The 14,698-nt window shown below is 67.9% G+C and carries 15 protein-coding genes; 4 read left to right on the top strand and 11 right to left on the bottom strand.

Annotated elements, in window-relative coordinates; all coding sequences use genetic code 11:
* Positions 1 to 114: 114 nt before the first annotated feature.
* Both ACQR1H_RS00520 and ACQR1H_RS00515 read right to left on the bottom strand, forming a co-directional pair.
* Entirely contained in the window at positions 115 to 951 is an 837-nt protein-coding gene (locus tag ACQR1H_RS00520; RefSeq protein ID WP_316239007.1) for a class III extradiol dioxygenase family protein, read from the bottom strand.
* A 5-nt stretch (positions 952 to 956) separates the two neighbouring features.
* Positions 957 to 1,310 (bottom strand): protocatechuate 4,5-dioxygenase subunit alpha, encoded by a 354-nt coding sequence (locus tag ACQR1H_RS00515; RefSeq protein WP_315758446.1) that lies wholly within the window; start codon positions 1,308 to 1,310, stop codon positions 957 to 959.
* A 123-nt stretch (positions 1,311 to 1,433) separates the two neighbouring features.
* On the opposite strand from ACQR1H_RS00515, the gene ACQR1H_RS00510 reads away from it, so the two are divergent.
* A complete protein-coding gene (locus ACQR1H_RS00510; protein WP_434839742.1) occupies positions 1,434 to 2,366 on the top strand; it encodes a LysR family transcriptional regulator in 933 nt (310 codons plus the stop codon).
* A gap of 24 nt (positions 2,367 to 2,390) precedes the next feature.
* Here the strand turns inward: ACQR1H_RS00510 and ACQR1H_RS00505 are convergent, their stop codons facing one another.
* The 3 genes from ACQR1H_RS00505 to ACQR1H_RS00495 form a co-directional block, all read right to left on the bottom strand.
* Entirely contained in the window at positions 2,391 to 2,777 is a 387-nt protein-coding gene (locus ACQR1H_RS00505) for a VOC family protein (RefSeq protein WP_434873651.1), read from the bottom strand.
* A 74-nt stretch (positions 2,778 to 2,851) separates the two neighbouring features.
* Positions 2,852 to 4,129: a flavin monoamine oxidase family protein gene (locus ACQR1H_RS00500; RefSeq protein WP_434906961.1), complete on the bottom strand. Its 1,278-nt coding sequence runs from the start codon at positions 4,127 to 4,129 to the stop codon at positions 2,852 to 2,854.
* Positions 4,122 to 4,841, bottom strand: coding sequence for a RibD family protein (locus ACQR1H_RS00495; protein ID WP_434906960.1), 720 nt, complete (start codon positions 4,839 to 4,841; stop codon positions 4,122 to 4,124). The genes ACQR1H_RS00500 and ACQR1H_RS00495 overlap by 8 nt, the downstream gene beginning before the upstream one ends.
* Before the next feature lie 165 nt (positions 4,842 to 5,006).
* Here ACQR1H_RS00495 and ACQR1H_RS00490 point away from each other — a divergent pair, with 165 nt between their 5' ends.
* On the top strand, positions 5,007 to 6,533 hold the full coding sequence (locus ACQR1H_RS00490; protein ID WP_434906959.1) for a serine aminopeptidase domain-containing protein: 1,527 nt from the start codon (positions 5,007 to 5,009) through the stop codon (positions 6,531 to 6,533).
* A 65-nt stretch (positions 6,534 to 6,598) separates the two neighbouring features.
* Entirely contained in the window at positions 6,599 to 6,952 is a 354-nt protein-coding gene (locus ACQR1H_RS00485; RefSeq protein WP_315802451.1) for a DUF2200 domain-containing protein, read from the top strand.
* 38 nt (positions 6,953 to 6,990) lie between these two features.
* On the opposite strand, the gene ACQR1H_RS00480 is transcribed toward ACQR1H_RS00485, so the two are convergent.
* Entirely contained in the window at positions 6,991 to 7,908 is a 918-nt protein-coding gene (locus ACQR1H_RS00480) for a PaaI family thioesterase (protein WP_315802450.1), read from the bottom strand.
* 310 nt (positions 7,909 to 8,218) lie between these two features.
* Between ACQR1H_RS00480 and ACQR1H_RS00475 the strand changes: the two genes are divergently transcribed.
* Positions 8,219 to 8,875 (top strand): hypothetical protein, encoded by a 657-nt coding sequence (locus ACQR1H_RS00475; RefSeq protein ID WP_434873647.1) that lies wholly within the window; start codon positions 8,219 to 8,221, stop codon positions 8,873 to 8,875.
* 56 nt (positions 8,876 to 8,931) lie between these two features.
* Here the strand turns inward: ACQR1H_RS00475 and ACQR1H_RS00470 are convergent, their stop codons facing one another.
* The 5 genes from ACQR1H_RS00470 to ACQR1H_RS00450 form a co-directional block, all read right to left on the bottom strand.
* The gene (locus ACQR1H_RS00470; protein WP_316183248.1) at positions 8,932 to 10,479 is read right to left on the bottom strand and encodes a L,D-transpeptidase; all 1,548 of its coding nucleotides are present in this window, start codon (positions 10,477 to 10,479) and stop codon (positions 8,932 to 8,934) included.
* A gap of 297 nt (positions 10,480 to 10,776) precedes the next feature.
* Positions 10,777 to 11,655: a bifunctional helix-turn-helix transcriptional regulator/GNAT family N-acetyltransferase gene (locus ACQR1H_RS00465; protein WP_434891121.1), complete on the bottom strand. Its 879-nt coding sequence runs from the start codon at positions 11,653 to 11,655 to the stop codon at positions 10,777 to 10,779.
* A gap of 130 nt (positions 11,656 to 11,785) precedes the next feature.
* Entirely contained in the window at positions 11,786 to 12,721 is a 936-nt protein-coding gene (locus ACQR1H_RS00460) for a sugar-binding protein (RefSeq protein WP_434839750.1), read from the bottom strand.
* An 82-nt stretch (positions 12,722 to 12,803) separates the two neighbouring features.
* Positions 12,804 to 13,901 carry an ABC transporter permease gene (locus ACQR1H_RS00455; protein WP_315802445.1) on the bottom strand — a complete coding sequence of 366 codons (1,098 nt, stop codon included), beginning with the start codon at positions 13,899 to 13,901 and terminating at the stop codon, positions 12,804 to 12,806.
* Positions 13,901 to 14,683 carry an ATP-binding cassette domain-containing protein gene (locus ACQR1H_RS00450; protein WP_434887009.1) on the bottom strand — a complete coding sequence of 261 codons (783 nt, stop codon included), beginning with the start codon at positions 14,681 to 14,683 and terminating at the stop codon, positions 13,901 to 13,903. The genes ACQR1H_RS00455 and ACQR1H_RS00450 overlap by 1 nt, the downstream gene beginning before the upstream one ends.
* Positions 14,684 to 14,698: the final 15 nt, after the last annotated feature.

Raw genomic sequence — 14,698 nt, 5'->3', positions numbered from 1 at the left:
GAGCCAAACACACTGCTGTCGTCCCGGCCTTGCGCCGGGACCCATACCGCGTGATGGTCATTGGCGGAACGGCTCTCGGTCATCACCGTCCGCACCAGGATCCCGCAAGAGCCGCTACACCGGCTCCAGCACCATCAATCCCGTCGCCGTGTTGGAGATCGGGATGTGATAGTTGGAATGCTCCTTGCGGACCTTCTCCGGCAAGGTGCCGCGCGCCACCATCCAGTTCAGCAACTCGACGCCCTGCGTGCCCGACAGCTCGACCAGCTCGGTGGTCGAATACTTCGTCGCCCACGAGGGATCGTCGATCATGCTGGCCATGAACTTCTCATCGAAATCCTTGTTGATGAAGCCGGCCCGCTCGCCGTCGAGCTGGTGCGACAGGCCGCCGGTGCCCATCACGACGACGCGCTCATCCCCAGGCCAGGATTCGATCGCCCGCGCCAGCGCCTGACCGAGCTTGTAGCAGCGTGCAGCCGATGGCAGCGGCGCCTGCACCGTGTTGACGACGACCGGCACCACCCGCACCGGCCATTTCTGATCCGGCCAGCACAGCGCCATCGGCAGGGTGAAGGCGTGATCGACCACCATCTCCTGGCAGGTCGTGAGGTCGAAATCCTCCTTCACCAGATGCTCGATCAGGTGCCACGACAATTCGCTGTCGCCCTTGAACGGCGCGGTCTGCGGAATGCCCCAGCCCTCGTCGGCATTGCTGTAGCTGTCGGCCGCGCCGATCGCGAAAGTCGGCATCTTGTCGAGGAAGAAGTTCAGGCCATGGTCGTTGTAGACCAGCACCACGACATCCGGCTTCACCTTGGCGAGCCATTCGCGCACATGCGGGAAACCGTCGAAGAACGGTTTCCAATACGGATCCTGTTGCAGGCCCTTGGCGATTGCGCCGCCAATGGCCGGAACGTGGGAGGTGGTGATGCAGCCGACGATCTTTGCCATGACGATTACCCCCTCGCCGCCAGAAGCTTGGCCTTGAACTGCTCTTTCGTCAGCCCGGTCTGCTGCGCGCCGATGTCCTGCATGTCGAGCCCGAAGATGCCGGCGAACTTGGCGAGGTAATAGGCGTTGCCGCCGGCCTCGATCAGCTCGAGCACGTTGCGGTTCTTGATCGCCGCGCGCTGCTGGGCATTGAGGCCATATTTGGCGCAATAGCCGTCCTCGTCGGCGACGAAAGCCTTGCGGTTGGCGGCATCGTTGAACGAGTAGCACATCTTGTTGAGGGCGTAGCCTTTGCGGGCCTGCTCGCCGTCGAAGATGGTGGTGCCGGGCACGGGCTGCCGGGCTGATGTGGTGGACATCTTAGCCTCCCCTGTTCGTGTTTCGGACGGCCGCGCTTGATCTGGATCAAACGCGGCGCCGTTCGTGCCCGCCAGTATCGTCTGATGACACCGCCGATAAAGGCCGCGCGACCGATCTGATCCATGAGCCAATTCGATCATTTGGACCTCGACGGCCATCTGCTGCAGCTGCTGCTCGCCGTCATCGAGGAAGGCTCGGTGACGCGCGCCGCGCAGCGGCTCGGCGTCACGCAGTCGGCCGTCAGCCATCTGCTCGACAAGCTGCGCGCGATCACCGGCGATCCGCTGTTCGTGAAGTCCGGCCGCGGCATCGTGCCGACCGCGCATGCGCAGCTCCTGGCGTTGCGCGCCCGCGCGCTGCTCGACGATCTCCGGAGCTTCTCGCACACCGCCGCGTTCGAGCCGGCGAAAATCTCCGCGCAGGTGACGATCGCGGCCAATGATCTGCAGCGCGACCTGCTGCTGCCGTCCCTGCTCCGCTACGCCCGCGCGCAGGCGCCGGGCCTCAGCCTGCGGGTGATCCCTTCAGGCGCACCGGTGCCGGAAATGCTGCGCGAAGAACACTGCCAGCTGATCATCACGCCGCGCCCGCCCGAGGGCAGCGACATCCTGCAGAAGCGGCTGTTCGAGGACAGCTATCGCGTGTTCTACGATGCGGGCCAGCGCGAGCCGCCGGAAAGCCTGGAAGACTATCTCGCCAGCGACCATGTCACCGTGCTGTACGAGCCGCGACGCCGGCTCGACATCGACGAGGTCCTCGCCGAGCGCGGCATCGTCCGGCGCTTCGCGGCGCAGGTTCCCGGCTTCGGCGGCATCGGGCCGTTCCTGCGCGGCAGCCGCATGATCGCGACCCTGCCGAGCCTGCTGCGCGCCTACATGCTGCGCGGCCTCGCGGTCGCGCCGGTGCCGGTCCCCTGCCCGGCGATGCCGATGTACATGGTCTGGCACCTGCGCCACCACGAGGATCCGATGCACCGCTGGCTGCGCCAGCAGCTCGAGATCGTGGTCGCGCCGAGCCTCGCCGCTGCGGCCGAGCACATGCCCATCATGGCGTGACTCATCCCGAGAGGTGAGCGGCCCTCACCCCGGCGTATGGCACACCGCCTCGATGTTGTTGCCGTCGGCGTCGCGCACGAACGCGCCGTAATAGTTCTCGTGATAATGCGGCCGCAGCCCGGGTGCCCCGTTGTCGCGTCCGCCTGCCGCGATCGCCGCCCGATAGAACGCATCGACCGTGGCGCGATCCTTGGCGTGGAACGCGACATGCGTCGAGGTCGCGGCCGTCCCGCCGGTGCCGATCCAGAAATCCGGACGGCCGTCGCCGAAGCCGGCGTGATCACCGTGGCCGCCGGTCTGCGCGTCGGTGATCTCCATCATCAGGACGTAGCCGAGCGGCGCCAGCGCCGCCGCATAGAACGCCTTGGCGCGGGCAAAGTTGGAAACGGGGAAGCCGACGTGGTCGAGCATGGCGATCCTCATCGATGATGACGGCCGAATGCTAGCTCCGCCGGCAGGACGGCGCAACGATGCACGCGGCACGCTCACATCGCGAGGATGCGCCGCGCCGTCCGTTGCCCACTCGCCAGCGCCGCCTCGACCGTTCCCATGTCGCGGCCGCGATACAACGCCTCGCCGGAGATCAGCACCCGTCCGCCATCCCGGCGCGAAAGCGCATCCTGCGCCTCGCGCGAGGTCAGCGTCGCGTAGGAATAGGCGCCGCGCGCGAACGGATCCTTCGCCCAATCCGTGACATGCGACGCGACGAGCTGCCGCTTCAGGGAGCCCACGGGCCGTGAGAAGATGTCCGCGAGCGCCGAAAGCCCTCTTTCGATCAGCGCGTCCTCGTCGCACGCAGCGAAGGCAGCGGCCGGCGGCCCGGCGAGCCAGCCGGTCAGCACCGCGTCATCGTTCGGATGCTGCGTCCACCACACCGGCACGTCGGCATCGGACAGCACGAACAGCATGTCCGAAAGATCCTCGGTCCGAGCCTCGCGCCACCACCGCCGCTCGAAGCGCAGCAGCAGCTTGATGACGTTGCCGAAGCCGATGGTTTCGGCGGCGGCCAATTGCGGACGCATGGAAGGCGGCAGCGCGATGGTTCGCAGCAGCGGCAGCGGCACGGTCAGGATGACGCGATCGCCGCGCTGCGCGCGGCCGTCGGCGCAGCGCACGACGACACCATCATCGGCGCTCTCCACCGCGCGCACCACCGCCTCGAGCTGCATCGCCACGCCATGCGCCCGGCACTTCGCCAGGAGATGATCGAGCAGCGCCGCGTAGCCGCCGACGATGCGCGCCTGAGCGCCGCGCTCGCCGCCCATCCATTCGTCGCGCAGCGCGAACACGCTGGCACGGCCAGGATCGGCGGCGTCATAGCCCTGCACCATCCCGAGCACGGATTTGCGCAGGGCGGCGAACTCCGCACCGGCGAAATGCCGGTCGAGCAGCGCCGTCACGGTCATGTCCTCGTCGAGTTGCCGCGCCACGCGGTGCAACTGGCGCATCTGCCGATCGGCGGGATCGTCGCGCGAGAACGCGCCGTCCGTCACGTACCAGCGCGCGCCATCGACCGGCGTCGAGGCCAGCCCCGCCTCGGCCATCAGCGCGTGGGTGACCGGCGCCTCGCCATGGATGAATTCGGCACCGGCATCCGCGCGATATCCGAACCTGCTCGCGGGCAGCGGATGGATGCGTCCGCCGCAGCGGTCACGCGCTTCCAGCAGCGTCACCCGCTGGCCGGCGCGGGCCAGCTCGCGCGCCGCCATCAGGCCTGCGGCACCGGCACCGACGATGATGATGTGCATTGGCCGCTCAGCCATGACTCGCCTGGGCCGGCATGGCCAAGCCGTTGGTGATCTTGTAGCGCAGCCACAGCGCGCCGCCCTCCAGCGCCGTGCTGCTTTCGAGCGTCATCGCCGTGATCGGCGCGCGCATGCCGGACTCGGCTTCCGTCGAATCGAACACGCTGGGCGCCCCCTTGGCGCCATCCACCGCCGGACACAGAACGAGGTTGAACTCGTCGACCAGACCGGCGCGCAGGAACGCGCCGTTGGCGCCGCCGCCGCCTTCGAGCAGCAGCCGTTTCACGCCGAGCTCCTGCGCGACGATATCGAGCACGAGCTCGAGATCGAGCTTCGCCTGGCCGGCGAAGACGTAGGACACGCCTTCGCCGCGCAGTCCCGCGAGATGCGCATCGGACACGGCCTCGGTCAGCACGACGACGATCGGATCGCCGCCGATGTCGGAGCGGCCCCAGCAGATCTTGCCATGGGGATCGAGCACGATGCCGTAGGCCTTGGCGCCGGGCCGCGCGATCCAATGGGTGCGCGGGAAGCGCTCGGTGGTCTCGGCGGGATAGGCCGAGCCCTTGGCGAATTCCTGGCCGGTGACGCGGCCAATCAGCCAGGCGTCGCCGCCGAGCTGGTCATGCACCTGCTCGAACAGATCGCCCGATCCCTTCGGACGCCAGCGGCTCGGCAACGTGCGGCCGTCGACGCTCGACGCCATCAGGCAGATGACTTCCGGTTTCATGCATCCTCCTTGTCGCCGCCAAACGGGGGTCACCGAATATCGGTGCGGCGGCGTTGTCAACGAAGCGGCGTGCGTTTCGTTCGATCGCGGCCACGCCGCTCGCCTGCGCCGTCGTTGTTATGGCGCACATTCCTGCGCTAGTTTCGGCTGCAAATGGAGCCAATCATGGACGCTGCGGCGCGCAGACGGGACGCCATCGGTTTGCGCGGGGCAGCCCTGCTGGCTGCAGCGCTTGCCGGCCTCGCGCTCTGCGTCGCCGGACTCTGGCGCCTCGAAGCCGAGCGCATGGGCATCTCGATCACCCCGCTGCAGGCGGGCTCCACTCCCGTCACCGTCTATCGGCGCGACGGAGCGGCTGCGTCGCCCGTCGTCGTCATTGCCCACGGCTTTGCGGGCTCGCGCCAATTCATGGAGGCCTATACGCTGACCTTGGCGCGCGCCGGCTATGTCGCGGTCTCGTTCGATTTCGAGGGGCATGGCCGCAATCCGACGCCGATGTCGGGCGACGTCACCCGCATCGACGGCACGACGAGGAAGCTGATGAGCGAGATCGGCCGCGTCACCGACGCCGCGCTGTCCCTGCCGGGCAATGACGGCCGGGTGGCCCTGCTCGGGCACTCGATGGCTTCCGACATCATCGTACGCCAGGCCCTGGCCGACCCACGGATCAGGGCAACGGTGGCGATCTCGATGTTTTCCGAGGCCGTCACGCCGAGCGCGCCGCGCAATCTGCTGATCATCACCGGCGAATGGGAGACGGCCCTGCGCAGGGACGCGCTGCGTAACCTCCGGCTCGCCGATCCCGCCGCGCGCGAGGGCGACACCGTGGGCGATCCCGCGGACAACGGCGGACGCCGCGCCGTCGTCGCGCCCGGAGTCGAACACGTGAGCGTGCTGTATTCGACGACCGCGCTGCGCGAGGCGCGCGACTGGCTGGATCGCGTGTTCGGGCGCACCAGCAGCGGGCCGGTGGCGGCGACCGGCGGCCCGATCGCGCTGCTGCTGGCCGGCATCGTACTGTTGGCCTGGCCGTTGGCCGCGCTGCTGCCGAAGGGCGATGCGCCGCCGCCTTCGATTCCGCCGCGTCAGCTTGCGATCGCCACGCTCGTGCCCGCGGCAGTCACTCCGGTCGTGCTGCGATTCGTCGACACGCATTTCCTGCCCGTGCTCGTCGCCGACTACCTCGCCGTTCATCTCTTCGTATACGGCGCGCTGTCGCTGTCGCTGCTGCGCATGCAGGGTGTTCGCTTCGGCCGCGTAGCCCGGCTCGCGGCGCTGGTGCTGGCCGCCTATGGCATCTTCGGTTTCGGTGGCGCGCTCGACCGCTACGTCGCCTCGTTCATGCCGATCGCCGCCCGCCTGCCGGTCATCGCGGCGATCGCCGTGGGCGCAGTGCCATGCATGCTGGCCGACAGCATCGCCAACCAGGGCGGGCACGCCGCGCTGTGGCGCACGGTGTGGATCCGGACCGCGTTGCTGGCCTCGCTCGGCGGCGCGGTCGCGCTCGATTTCAGGCGGCTGTTCTTCCTGCTCATCATCGTCCCGGTGATCGTGCTGTTCTTCGTCGTGTTCGGACTGATCGGCGGCTGCGTCGGCCGCCGGACCGGCTCGCCGATGGCAGAGGGCATCGGTCTCGGCCTGATCCTGGCGTGGTCGCTCGGCGTATCGTTCCCGATGGTCCTGCCGGGATAGCGCTCCGGTTTCCCCGGTGCACGAAGGGGCTGCATCATGATACCAATGACGGACAGGGAGCACTCATGGCGAAACACCGCATCTACACGACGAGCTTCGCGAGCGTGTACCGGCTCTACGTCGCGAAGGGGGAAAAGAAAGGACGAACCAAGGCCGAGGTCGATCAGATCATCTGCTGGCTGACGGGCTACGATCAGAAACAGCTCGACGCCGAGGTGGACCGACAGACGGACTTCGAGACCTTCTTTACGCGGGCGCCGGCCATGAATCCGGCGCGCTCCCTGATCAAGGGCGTGGTCTGCGGCGTCCGCGTGGAGGACGTCGAGGAGCCGACGATGCGCGAGATCCGCTACCTGGACAAGCTGGTCGATGAGCTGGCGCGCGGAAAGGCGATGGACAAGATCCTGCGCACGCCGTGAGCGCCAAGCGCGCGGCGGCGGTCGTGCAAACCCAAGCCTCAGTCCTGCTCCTGCCCCGGCGCCTGCCGCAGCATGAAATGCCCGAATGCGGTGGCAATCGGCTTCGTATCATCGTCCTGCCAGGCGCGGGCCTCGAAGGCGACGACGCGGCGGCCCTGCTTGACGATCGACGCCGACGCGATGCTGTCGAGCGCGCGCCCCGAACGGAGATAGTTGATGGTGAGGCCGATCGGCTTCGGCGGCGCCGACGCGCCGAGCTCGCGCATCACGGTGATGATCGCCGCGGTTTCGAGGAATGCGCCGGTCATGCCGCCGTGGATCGCCGGCAACACGGGATTGCCGATGATCTGCTGCGAGAACGGCATCATCAGCGTCTCGTTCTCGGCGAGACGAATGCCGAGACAGCGCGCGAACGGACTGGTGGCGAACGGCCCCGTCGGATCCTCAGGCGCCTCGAGCGGTGGCGGCGCGCCGTTGAACGCCGGGCGATCGGTCAGCATGTTGGTGCGGTTGGCGCCGATCATGAAACAGGCCGTCGCGGTCGCGACCGGTTCGCTTTCTTCCTCCTGATAGGCGGTGGCGCGCACGAAGGCGATCGAGCGCGTGACGCGGAAGCATACGGCATGCGCCTTGATGTCGAGCCCGGGGGTCGCCGGCTTCTGATAGTCGATGCGCAGATCGAGCGTGGCGATCGCCCGGCTGCCGTCGAGCGCGAGCTGCACCGCCATTCCGCAGCTCTCGTCGAGCATCGCCGTGACCACGCCGCCATGGATGACGCCGGTCTCGCTGTCGCCGACGAACACGGGACGATAAGGCAGGGTCGACCAGGCCTCGCCGGGCGCGAAGCGGTCCATCCTGAGCCCGCTGATATGGCCATAGACCGAGCGGCGATTCCTGATGGCCCCGGCGAGAGCGTCGAATGCCGGCGGTGCGGCGGTGGGCGGAATGTGGGACATGCGCGATTTAGAGCATGATCGCACGGAGGCACGAAGTCTTTTTCCGGCACATCTGCTTTGTGTGCGAACGATCCGCCCCGGACCACCGCTGCTCCCGCCTCTGCACCGTTCTGCACCGCCGACCACGTTCACGACGCGCGCCGCGAGACCGACGTGCAGCAGCGCGCACCGCACGGCCTTGCAGCTCGGCGCCGGGACCGCATTCCGCAAAACTACGTGGATGAAATGTTCCACCGGCGCGGCGCGCTTAGAACATTGGCAACCTTAATATGATCATAATTGTCTCCATCAAATCCCGGAGACCCCGTCGATGCGCAGATCCACCAAGACGCCGGACGCCCCGCCGAGCAGCGGCACGGCCTCTCTACGAATTGTCCTGAGCCTGGCGCTCGTTGCCAGCGCCGGCGCGATGTGGTGGAGCAGCGGCGGCGCCAACAGCTTCTCCTTCGGTAACGGAGCGCCTTCGCTCGAGACCCGCGTCGCCACGCTGACATCGGAGCTGGCCCAGCTCAAGGCCGAGACCGCCCAGTTGCGCGACCGCCAGAGCGACACCTCCGGCGAGCTCATGCAATTGCGCGCCAGCCTCACCACGACCGAGACCGGCCTGGCCACTCTGCGCACCGCCGCCGACGAGACCGAGGCGCGCCGCCGCGATACGGCCGACAAGATCGAGTCCGATCTCGCGCTGCTGAAGCGCCAGGCGGTCCGCCTCCGCGGCGCCCAGGAAGATGCGGCGACCGAGCTGAGCGGGCTGCGCACCGCCGCCGCGAACAGCGACATGTCCATCGAGCAGCTCCGGACCTCCACCGGCGAGATGCGTCAGCAGTTGGCGCGCATCGAGACCGCGCGCGAAGCGACCAGCTCGATCTCCCGCAGGCCTCACCGTGTCAGGCGCGTAGCGCGCGCGGCCGAGGCGCAGCCCTTCCTGATGCAGTGGCCCGGCGTCCTCCCCGCAGGCCGCAACTGATTTGAAGTGCCACCCGGCCTGACCCGCGAATCGCGGTCAGGCATCCGCCCGGCTGGTCACCACCAGCCCGGCTGCACCGGCCGGTAGTAGGTCGGAGGCGGCCCGCGACGACGCGGAGCCGCGACGGGCTGGCCATCCCAGCTGCGCTGGAAGAAGCTGCCGAAGCCGTCGTCATATTCGTCCCCGCTGGCGACGACATCGGCATTGGTCGTCGGCCGCCGCGTGATGAAGCCGCCCTGCGGCTGGTTGCTCAGCACCGCCACGAACTCGGTCCGGTAGTTGGTCTCGCTCGACAGCGGCTCGTCCGAGACGATGATCGAGGAGCGCGGCACCGCCGTCGGCGCGATGCGGTCGAGCACGTCCTTCGGAATGGTGATGCGGTCGAGCGCGTCCTTGGCGGTGTCGCCGTCGTCGATGGTCACCGCCGTCCAGCGCAGCCCCGCGCCGTCCTGCGCCACCGCGGTGAACACATGCGTTCCGATCGGCCGGTCGGGATCACGGATGGTCACCGGGGCCTCGATCGAGGTGTCGAACACCTCGCCGCCGCCATCGGGGGCCGGCTTGTGCGTGTTGCGCCTGACGTAGAGCATCTGCGTCGACCGGCTGATATAGACCGAGACCGGCTCGGTCGCGAGCCTGGCGTCGGTCGCGGCCTTGCTCGTCTCGGTCTTCCTGGCCGCCGCCGCCTTGGCGGCGTCCTTGGTCGAGGTCGCCGCTGCGAGCTTCACGGTCGCGTCCGACTTCGCGGCCTCGAGCTGCGCTGCCGCGTCGGTCGCCTTGGCGGCGGCCTTCTGCTTCGCATCCTCGGCCAGCGTCCTGGCCTGATCGGTCTTGGCGGCAGCCAGCTTCCTGTCGGCGAATTTGAGCTCGGCCTCGGCGCGTGCCTTGGCCTGCTCCAGCTTGCGCAAGGACGTCTTCAGCGCCTTGGCCTCGCGCTCGGCCGCGGCGGCCGCCGCCTTGGCCTCGTCGGCGCTCTTGGCGGCGTCCTCGGCTTCGTGGCCAAGCGTCGCGGCCCGCGAGGGCACCGCGGCGAGCGCCTGCGCATTTGGTACGAACAAGGCGGGATGGGAGAACTCGACCGGCGCCGGGTCACCCGGCGCGATGATCACCCGCATGCCGATCCAGGTCCGGTCGAACAGCTTCTCGGCAAAGCCATAGGGCATGCGGACGCAGCCATGCGAGGCGGCATAGCCAGGCAGCGGCCCGCCGTGCAGCGCCACACCATTCCAGGTGATGCGCTGCATGTTCGGCATCCAGGCATCGTCGTAGAGCGTCGAGTGGTGGTCCTTGTCCTTCTCGATGATGGCGAACACGCCGGCCGGCGTCTCGCGGCCGGAGACGCCGGTCGAGACCGGCGCGCGCCAGATCCAGCCATCGGCGTCGTAGAACGTCACCTTCTGCGCCTTGATCGACACGATCGCCATGATCGGATCGCCATGCGCGCGCGGCGCCGTCGCCTCGGTCACCGGCGCCGGACGCGCCTGCCGTGCACCAGCCTCGGATCCGGCCAGCGCCAGCACGGTGGCAGCCGCGAGAGTCGTCAGGAGCGCTCCCCGACGCCGCATCGCTGCAAGGTTCTGAGCCGCCGTGGATCGTGTCACCATGCTGTTTCCCGAATCGTCATTGCTGTTCCGCCGGCGCGATCGGCGCAGGACGATCTATACGCTCGATCATGTCTTGGGGTGAAGTGAGGCGAAGGCGCGTCCTGATGTCATCGACATTCCGCTCGCCGCAATTGGGGCAGGATCGGGCAACGAATCGGACTCAAGACGCGCCCTTCCGTCGCACGCCCCCAAGACCCGCATTCCACCACCCCACCGGTTGCCCATCGCTTAACGCCGAACAGGGCGATCGGGTCCGTGGCTCGGCCTGGAGAACCGCAAGGCGCAGGCGCCGCGAGATCAATCTGAAATCCGCTTTTCGAAGAACAGGTCCGGATAGGGGTCGTCGTTGAAGCGGTCGATCTCGGTCCAGCCGGTGCGGCGATAGAGCTGCATGGCCTCCGCGAGCGCGCTGTTGGTGTCGAGGCGAAGAAGGCTGATCGAGAGCTTGCGCGCAGCCGCTTCGGCCGCATCCATCAGGCGGCGGCTGAGGCCGAGGCCGCGCGCGGCGGGCGCGACCCAGAGCCGCTTGATCTCGGCGGCATCGCCGCCGCTGCCCTTCAGCCCGACGCAGCCGAGCGGCAGGCCGTCCGACAACGCGACGAAGAAGGCGCCGCGCGGCGCCATCATGTCCAAGGCGTCGGGATCGCGCGACAGCGAAACATCGAAGCCGCGCTCGAAACGGCGTGACAGCTCGGCGTAGTATTCGCCGAGGCAGTAGCGCGCCTGCTCGCTCCTGGGATCGGTCTCCTCGATGGTGATGCGGCTACGCCCGAGCGCGGCCGCGACCATGTCCATCGCGGCAAGCAACGCCTGGGGCTGGCCATGGCGCGCCAGCATCGATTCCGCCTGGGCATTGGAGAGAGTCTCATAGGCGTCGAATTCGCGCCGGCCGGCGGCCGTGAGCCTGGCGACGCGGCGGCGCGCGTCGTCGGGATGCGGCCGGGTCGTTACCAGCCCCTCCTCCTCCAGGCCGCGCAGCAGCCGGCTCATCAGCCCGGAATCGAGCGCGAGATAGTCGCGCAGCTCGGCGACGTCGCTACGGCCATGGCCGATCGCGTTGAGCACGCGGGCCGCGCCGAGCGGCCGACCGCGTCCGAGGAAGGAGGTGTCGAGCGCGCCGACCTCCGAGGTGACGGCGCGGTTGAAGCGGCGGACGCGGGAGACGGGGTCGAGCATGATATCTGACTTAAGTCAGATATCTCGCGATGTCAACGCGGAGACAATCACGCCGACTGCAAACAAAAAGGGCGGCCCAGCCGCCGGCCGAGGCCGGATGCCGGACCGCCAGGTTTTCCCCGGGAGGAACTCAGTTCAGAAGCTTGGCGACGTTGTCCTTGGTGACGAGGTCGAGGCCGGTGTAGATCACCTCCGGCACCTTCTCGCCCTTCTTGATCGCGAGCAGCGTGTCCATCGCCTTCTCGCCCATCTCGAACGGACGCTGGCCGGTCAGCGCGTTGGAGTAGCCGTCGCGCAGCAGCTCGAGCTGCATCTTCAGCGTGTCGGCCACGACCAGCGTCAGCTTGCCGGCGTCGATGTCCTTCTTGTTCTTGTTGACGAAGGCCTTGTAGCCTTCGGGTGCGAACATCGGCCAGCCGCCGATCGGCACGATGGCGCCGAGATCGGGCGTCGCGGTGCGCAGGTCGGCCATCTGCTGCACGGCGAGCGCGGGATCGTCGTTGCAGAAGGTCGGCGAACCGGCCACTTCCGTCCACTTCGAGCCCTTCAGCGCCTCGCGCACGCCGTCGACACGCTCGGCGAGGTTCTTGGCGCCGGGACCGCCGGAGACGATGGCGTACTTGCCGCCGTCAGGCCGGAGCTCCCGCAGCTGCTTGCCGAGCGCGAGGCCGAAGTCCTTGTTGTTGGTGCCGATATAGGCGAGGCGCTTGGAGCCCGGCGCATCGGCGTCGAAGGTGATGACGGGAATGCCGGCGGCGGTCGCCGCCTCGATCGATTTCGTCATCGATGGAACGTCGGCGACCGAGATGGCGAGGCCGTCGACCTTCTGGGTGATGAAGTCCTGGATGATCTGCGCCTGCGTGGCCGGCTCGTGCTCGACCGGGCCCTTGTAGATGCACTCGACATTGCCGAGCTCCTTGGCGCGCTTCAGACAGCCGTCGCGCGCGACGTCGAAGAACGGATTGTTCATCGCCTTCGGCACGATGGCGAAGCGGTACTTGGTCTCCGCCTGCGCCGGGGCCAGCATGATCGCGAGCGACGCGACCGCATAGAGCAGCTTCTTCATGGGTTTCCCTCCTCCATGTCTATCCCTGATGATTGTCTGTTCCGGGTGAGGATAGACGTGATGTCATCCCGGCCAGTATTCGTCACAGCAGCCGCGCGCGGATGCGGTCGACCAGCACGGCGGCAATGATGATCACGCCGACCAGCGTCTGCTGCCAGTAGGAATTGACCTGCGCCAGCACCAGCCCGTTCCTGATCACCTCGAGCAGCACGCAGCCGACGATGGCGCCGAGCGGGCCGCCGAGACCGCCGGCGAGGTTGGCGCCGCCGATCACGGCCGCGGCGATCACGTTGAGCTCGTAGGACGTCGCCATGTTGGCCGGCGCGGATCCCAGCCAGCCGGAGATGATGATGCCCTGCAGGCCGGCTGCCAGCGCGCCGATCACATAGACCTCGATCTTCACGCGGGGCACGGAGACGCCGGTGAGCTCCGCGGCCTTCTCGTTGCCGCCGATCGCGAACACGTGGCGGCCGAACGCGGTGTGGTGCAGCACCAGCGCCATCACCAGCGCCAGCGCCATCAGATAGATGAAGGGCGCCGGCACGCCGTACACGTCACCCTGCGTCAGCGCGTAGAAATAATCGGCGTCCGGCCCGCCGGGGAAGCTGCCCTTGCCGTTCGAGATCACGTAGCTCAGGCCGCGCACGATCGAGAGCATGCCGAGCGTGGTCACGAACGGCGACAGCCCCAGCAAGGCGATGCAGACGCCGTTGATGAGGCCGACGACCAGCGAGACCGCAAGGCCGGCCAGCACCGAGACGATCAGGATCAGGCCGGGCACGTTGGCGACCACGGTCTTGCCGTCCGCGGCGAGATGCACGAACAGCGAGGACAACGGCATGCCCGGCGTCGACAGCGTCGTCATCACCATCGAGGTGATCATCGCCGCGAAGCACATCATCGAGCCGACCGACAGGTCGATGCCGCCGGTGATGATCACGAAGGTGATGCCGAGCGTCGCGATGGCGATGAAGGAGAAGTTCTTGGCGACGTTCTGCAGATTGCCTTCGGTCAGGAAATAGGGACTGGCGAAGCTCATCACGATGATGAGGGCGATGAGCGCCAGCGTGACGTAGGCCGTCTGCGAGGCGAACACGCCGCGATGCCACCATCTGATGGCGCCGACATTGGTGAAGGTGACGTCGGTGCCGGCGGAGCTGGTCTCGGATGGAACGGACATCACGCCGCCTCCTTGGCGCCGGTGATCAGCGCGGTCACTTCCTCGGGGCTGGTCTCGCCGACCGGCTTGTCGGCCTTCTTCTCGCCGCGGCGCATCACCACGACGCGATCGCAGACCGCGAAGATGTCGGGCATGCGGTGCGAGATCAGGATCACCGCGATGCCCTGCTCCTTCAGCCGATGGATCAGGCTCAGCACCTGCTCGACCTGGCGCACCGAGATCGCCGCGGTCGGCTCGTCCATCATCACCAGCTTGGCGTTCGACAGCCGCGTGCGCGCGATCGCCACCGCCTGGCGCTGGCCGCCCGACATGTCCTTGACGAGATCGTGCGGCCGCGTCTCGGAGCGCAGCTCGCGGAACAGCTCCAGCGCGCGCGCCTCCATGCCCTTGTGGTCGAGCAGCACGAGGGGACCGAAATTGCGTTTCAGCTCGCGGCCGAGAAACACGTTGGCGGCGGCGGTGAGATTGTTGGCGAGCGCGAGGTCCTGGTACACGACCTCGATGCCGACGCTGCGCGAATCCATCGGGCGATGGAAATGCACCTCGCGGCCGCCGAAATGGATGGCGCCCTGGCTCGGCGGAAAGTTGCCGGCGATGATGCGCACCAGGGTGGACTTGCCGGCGCCGTTGTCGCCCATCAGGCCGACGACCTCGCCGGCGCCGATTGTCAGATCCACGCCCTGCAGCGCGCGGATCGCGCCGAACTGCTTGCCGAGGCCCTTCAGCTCCAGCACCGGCTGCGCGGCCGTGCCGGTCACGGCGCGCTCGGCCGCGCTCGTCATCGTATGCAGGCGGCT

It is taken from the genome of Bradyrhizobium sp. HKCCYLRH2015 (genome assembly GCF_051168215.1).
Classification (GTDB): domain Bacteria; phylum Pseudomonadota; class Alphaproteobacteria; order Rhizobiales; family Xanthobacteraceae; genus Bradyrhizobium.
The sequence above is the reverse complement of the archived record's forward strand: the minus strand, read 5'-3'. Positions and strand labels throughout refer to the sequence as shown.